This is a genomic window from Acidithiobacillus sp. TH-A36 (genome assembly GCF_057473445.1).
Map to the genome: position 1 here is coordinate 1 of NZ_JBYCKP010000657.1, position 5,042 is coordinate 5,042.

A 5,042-nucleotide genomic window follows, 5' to 3' on the forward strand; every position below is an offset into this window, starting at 1 on the left:
CCCCCGGGCGGCAGAAACCCACCCCTCAGTTTCTGGTGGGTAGCCCAACAGATGTTCCAGGAATATGGGTTGATAGGTCAGGATGCCGTAGGTACCCGCGCCAAAAGTAATGGACGCGAGTGAGGCAATGCCAAAATCCCGATTCCCCAACCATCGAAGATGAACGATGCTGTCGGCGCGCGTCAGTGCCCGCCAGAGAAAAAAGCCGAGCGACAACATCGTGAACAAGGTCAGCATCACGATGCGTTGTGAGCTGAACCAGCCCATCGTATTGCCTTGGTCCAGCACGATCTGTAGTGCCCCCAGACCGATGGCCATACTGACGAAGCCCGGAAGATCAATACGGCGTTTCACGATAGCGGTGGAGGAACTACTGAAACGGTAAGCCAACATCCAGGCCAGCAAGCCAGCGGGCAGGTTCACATAAAAAACCCATCGCCAGTCCAGGTGAGTCACGAGGATACCGCCCATCACAGGCCCCAGAATGGGGCCAGCCACAACGGCCAGGCTCCAGCGCGCCGTGATCCGCCCCCGCATTTCCGGAGGATAGGCCTCGATCAGCATGGCCTGCGCCAGAGAAGGCAGCGGTGCGCCCACCAGACCCTGAAGCAGACGCAGTAAGACGATCTCCATGAGATCCTGACTGATTCCGCACAGCCCGGAAACCACCACAAAGCCCCCGAGACTGATCAGCAGTAACCGGCGCCGACCTAATCGTGCCGCCAGAAATCCAGTCAGCGGCGTGGAAATGGCTGCCGCGACCAGATAACTGGTCACCACCCAACTGATCTGCGTGGTGTTGGCGGACAGACTCCCGGCCATGTAGGGCAGAGCCACGCTGACGATGGTAATGTCCAGCACCTGCATGACGGTGGCCGCCAGCAGCGCCACACTGAGCCAGAAGCGATGCTGCGACGATGGCGATGCGTCCAGCGCTACGGCGCTGCCTTTTGCTGAAGAAACGTTTGTTGACATGCACGCATGCTACGCATGGCATGGCGGTCAGTGTTTCATTTTTGCGTGAATAAACTCCTGATCTACGCCTGCCTGGGGGAGGGTTATTCTGGTGAACGCTGATGGCTGCTGCAAACTGGCCAATCACAAGCACTGGTTTTTTGCCTCGAACGCCCGTTGAGCAATTTCCATGCAAAAAAGTCCAACTATCAGCCACAATAATGCGCGACAGGCGGGGATATGCCCGAAATTCGCAAGCACCTTCTATGAAAAGTTGCGTAGGGTAATGGCTGGCAATCGAATGGCAGCGCACTCGAAATTCATGATCCCTTACGATGACCCATTGCTACAGATTGGAGATCTCAGGGGTAACGAGATCTCAGGTAATCCTCCTGAAATGACGGACCTATATATACCTCTCCTTCGTTACCTGAATTTCCGCATCGCAGCGGCTCAAAGTCAGAAGTACGTTAAAGACGCCTTTGGTCGTTCTCCACAAAATTTTCCTTTCGTCATTGGGATAACAGGCAGTGTAGCCGCTGGAAAGAGTACTTTCGCTTGCCTTCTGAGCACTCTTTTGGCTCACGGGTCAGACCATTTACACGTTGAGGTTGTGACATCCGACGGATTTTTATATCCGAGTTTCATTTTAAAGGAACGTCACTTGATGAAGAAAAAGGGATTCCCAGAGAGCTACGATATTCGCCGCATGATTGATTTTCTTGCCTCCGTTAAGACCGGTAGGCCGACTGCTGCTGTGCCTATTTACTCGCATATTACCTATGACATTCTTCCTTCCCAATATCAGGTCGTTCACAGGCCTGATGTTCTTATATTCGAAGGCTTGAACATCCTGCAGGTAGAAGGAATAGCAATGGAGAAGAATTATATCGACCTTTTGCTGTATATAGATGTTGAGGAATCCGATCTAGAGGAGTGGTATGTCAGGCGCTTTCTCCATTTGCAAAAAGCAGCAATCCATGATCCGACATCATATTTCTACCGGTATAGAAATTTTCCTCTTGAGCAAGCTAGAATTACCGCGACCAATATCTGGAGGAAAATAAATCTTCCAAACTTGCGCAGAAATATTTTGCCACTCCGATCACGCGCAGATGTGATACTACGAAAATGCAGCGACCACTCTTTAGGCGAGATTTGGATGAGTAACAGTTGATGTAGTGTTAGGATGATTATCCCGGTCGTTTATTGGGTATACATAACTTATTGAAAGGATGTCTGATATATGGAAAAAGTTGTGAATAGTCAGCCGTCTCTCTTCATGTTTTTGGGCGTCGGTCTGGCGCTCGGTACCAGTTCGTTTATCGCGGTTGCCGTACAGAACATTTTTCCTTACATTGCCGGAAGCCTTGCGACCAGCGATCACCATGCCGTCTGGGTGCTGACCTTCATGGTCATGAATTGGGCGATTGGTTCCACCCTGATGCCTTGGGTTTCGGCGCGGAAGGGTCTCCGTGGAGCTTTTAATCTATCCTTATTTTCCTTGATAGTCAGCAGTGCCGTTTGTGCGACCACCAGCAACATCTGGATCATGCTGTTGTTTCGTGGTGTGCAAGGTATCGGTGCCGGCATCATGGTTCCTCTCAGCCAAACAATTTTCATCCGTTATTGCTCCCCGGCACGTCGGATACTAATGATGTCTCTGTGGACCAATGCTATGTTGATTCCCTTTTACATTGGCCCTTTCATTGGGGGGTGGCTGGCTACTGTTGCCAGTTGGCGCTATATTTTTATTTTTTCTATTCCCCTTTTTATGATGTCGATGTTTCTCAGTGGAAGAAAGATTCCAGACAGTGTGCGTTTGAAAAAGCCCTTTGACAGTATTGGGTTTGTGCTGCTGTATGGGTTCGTCGTAAGTTTACAATTTATCATTGATCAGGGCGATGATTCTGGCTGGTTTCGCTCTGGTCGCATAGATATCGCTCTATTCCTGGCCATTACGCTACTGATAGCCTTCATCTTTTGGCAAAAAAGGGCTGAACATGCCTTATTGAATTTGTCCTTTCTGAAAATTCGCAGCTATTGGTTAGGATTGATTTTGCTTTGTCTTGGGTGGGCCATGTTTACGGGGTGGACAGCGGATATCCCCTTGTGGGTAGAAAAATACACAGGTTATAACGGCTTCTATGGAGGATTACTCAGCGTACCCATTGGTGCTACGGCTATACCGATCACCATATTCATGAGTAGAGCATCTCGGTGGATGCCGATTAACTATCTGGCAGGACTATCCTTTTTAGTGTTTTCGACAGTCTATGCTTCTATTTTTCTGGCCCCACAAGAGTCACTTCACACGGTGATTTTATATATGGCCTTAATCGGTATTGGCATCGGCCTTTTGTTTGTACCCATGAATATGTTGGTACTATCTGAGGTCTCGGCAGAAAATCTACATGAGGCTTCCACTTTAGCCAATTTTGTGCGTACGCTCTCTTCCAGCATGGGAGTGGGGATTTTGGGCGGCCTTTCCTACAATGCCACAGGTACTGCATACGATGTATTACGCGGTCATATCTCCTGGTTTGGGAGCGTCCCAAATACATCTGTGGGTATTCAGTTCTATCTCCACGACGCTCTCTTGGTGGCCGCTACCATGGGGATTAACAATGTTATTCGTATATCTGCTTGGGTATGCCTTGCTGCTGCAATTGTTGCTCTATGGTTGATTAAAACACCGCAAACAAAAGATGATATTGCATGCGAATAAACCGGATGTACGCCGTGCTTTTGTGATGGTTTTCAAAGAATTCCATTTAATTGTATATACCTCCGATTCAGAGTGCTGTGTTTTCGCGCTTTTGCCGTGGGCCAGTATTTCCCAGTTTTGTTAGGCTCGGACCTCCACCCTGAACCGCTTCCAGAATTCCTGTTGTCCCGTACTCGAAAGATGAACCTGCCGATCCCCGGGCCGTTTGCGAATCCAATCCATTTCCAGAAAGCGTGTCAGCAGCGCCGCGCCCAATGCCCCGCCAATATGCGGCCGCCTTTCACTCCAATCGATGCAACGACGGGCAAATAAACGGTGCTGCTTGCGCAATGTGGACAGGTCAATGCCGAGTTCGGTAAACGCCTCTTCACCCCTTTCGGTAACCTGAAAATCACGCTCCTTCAGGGTAATCCAATCCTGTTCCAGCAATGCGTCGGCCAAACACACCGCCAAACGACCGGCCAGATGATCATAGCAGGTTCGTGCCAGGCGCAAGGGTTCTATCTGGCCATGGTCCGCGCGCTCCTTCAAGGTCGGTTGGCCCGATATCACCAGCAAGCTTTCTATCGCCTCAATCACGCTCGGGCTGGCAATACGATAATAGCGATACCGCAAACAACGCTCTACCACGAGCAAGTGCGCTTCGACGAGCAGTGCCAGATGGTGGCTGGCAGTCTGCGGACTGATTCCTGCCCGGTAGGCCAGTTCGCTGGCCGGCAAGGCAGACCCGTCCAGTAACGCAAAGAGCATGGCCATGCGGGTGGGTACGGCGAGCAACGCGGCGGTATTTGCCTTGTCCATATGGGCTCCTGGAAGCATTTCATATTTCGATGAGTATCGTAGCACCTATTCCCAAGGACTGGGTATGCTGTCAATCCCATGGAGCATACCCAGCAGGTAGATGATGACCCCTCGCCAAAATTCTTCCGTAATGACGCTGTTGGCTGTCTATTTTGGACTATTCATGATCCAGCTTGATCTCACCGTGGTGAATGTGGCCCTCAAAAGCATTCAGGACAATCTGCATGCCGGTGTCTCGGCCCTGCAATGGGTGGTCGATGCCTATGCCATTTTGTTCTCCAGCCTGATGCTGACTACCGGCGATTTGGGTGATCTTTGGGGTCGCCGCCGACTGTATATGGTCGGTATGGGGCTTTTCGTGTTGGGTTCCATCGCCTGCGCGCTGGCTCCCTCCTACACGTTTTTAATCGCTGCGCGAAGCCTGCAAGGGATTGGCGCCGCTGCTGCCTTACCCAACTCGCTGGCCATACTGCGCAACGCGTTCCCCGACGCCCGACTGCGTGCACGGGCCATCGGGTGGTGGGCGGGAGTGTCCGGTTTGGCCGTGGTCGCGGGACCG

General features: G+C 51.3%; 5 protein-coding genes. 3 read left to right on the plus strand and 2 right to left on the minus strand.

The features are described 5' to 3' along the window. Positions 1–975, minus strand: a 975-nt coding sequence (locus AC2VLY_RS16440) for a DHA2 family efflux MFS transporter permease subunit (protein ID WP_486892261.1), incomplete at its 3' end; no start/stop codon positions are given. Positions 976–1,144: 169 nt separating this feature from the next. On the opposite strand from AC2VLY_RS16440, the gene coaA reads away from it, so the two are divergent. After that, positions 1,145–2,131: a type I pantothenate kinase gene (coaA, locus tag AC2VLY_RS16445; protein ID WP_486892262.1), complete on the plus strand. Its 987-nt coding sequence runs from the start codon at positions 1,145–1,147 to the stop codon at positions 2,129–2,131. Positions 2,132–2,200: 69 nt separating this feature from the next. Further along, positions 2,201–3,682 carry an MFS transporter gene (locus AC2VLY_RS16450; protein ID WP_486892263.1) on the plus strand — a complete coding sequence of 494 codons (1,482 nt, stop codon included), beginning with the start codon at positions 2,201–2,203 and terminating at the stop codon, positions 3,680–3,682. Between the two features lie 120 nt (positions 3,683–3,802). Here the strand turns inward: AC2VLY_RS16450 and AC2VLY_RS16455 are convergent, their stop codons facing one another. Next, a complete protein-coding gene (locus AC2VLY_RS16455; RefSeq protein ID WP_486892264.1) occupies positions 3,803–4,483 on the minus strand; it encodes an ArsR/SmtB family transcription factor in 681 nt (226 codons plus the stop codon). Between the two features lie 130 nt (positions 4,484–4,613). Between AC2VLY_RS16455 and AC2VLY_RS16460 the strand changes: the two genes are divergently transcribed. Beyond that, positions 4,614–5,042: MFS transporter (locus AC2VLY_RS16460; RefSeq protein ID WP_486922666.1), on the plus strand; the 429-nt coding region annotated here is incomplete at its 3' end.

Bases quoted from the DNA above. Each gene is read 5' to 3' on its own strand.
- AC2VLY_RS16450 (WP_486892263.1), top strand. From the start codon at position 2,201: ATGGAAAAAGTTGTGAATAGTCAGCCGTCTCTCTTCATGTTTTTGGGC.
- coaA (WP_486892262.1), top strand. From the start codon at position 1,145: ATGCAAAAAAGTCCAACTATCAGCCACAATAATGCGCGACAGGCGGGG.
- AC2VLY_RS16455 (WP_486892264.1), bottom strand. From the start codon at position 4,483: ATGGACAAGGCAAATACCGCCGCGTTGCTCGCCGTACCCACCCGCATG.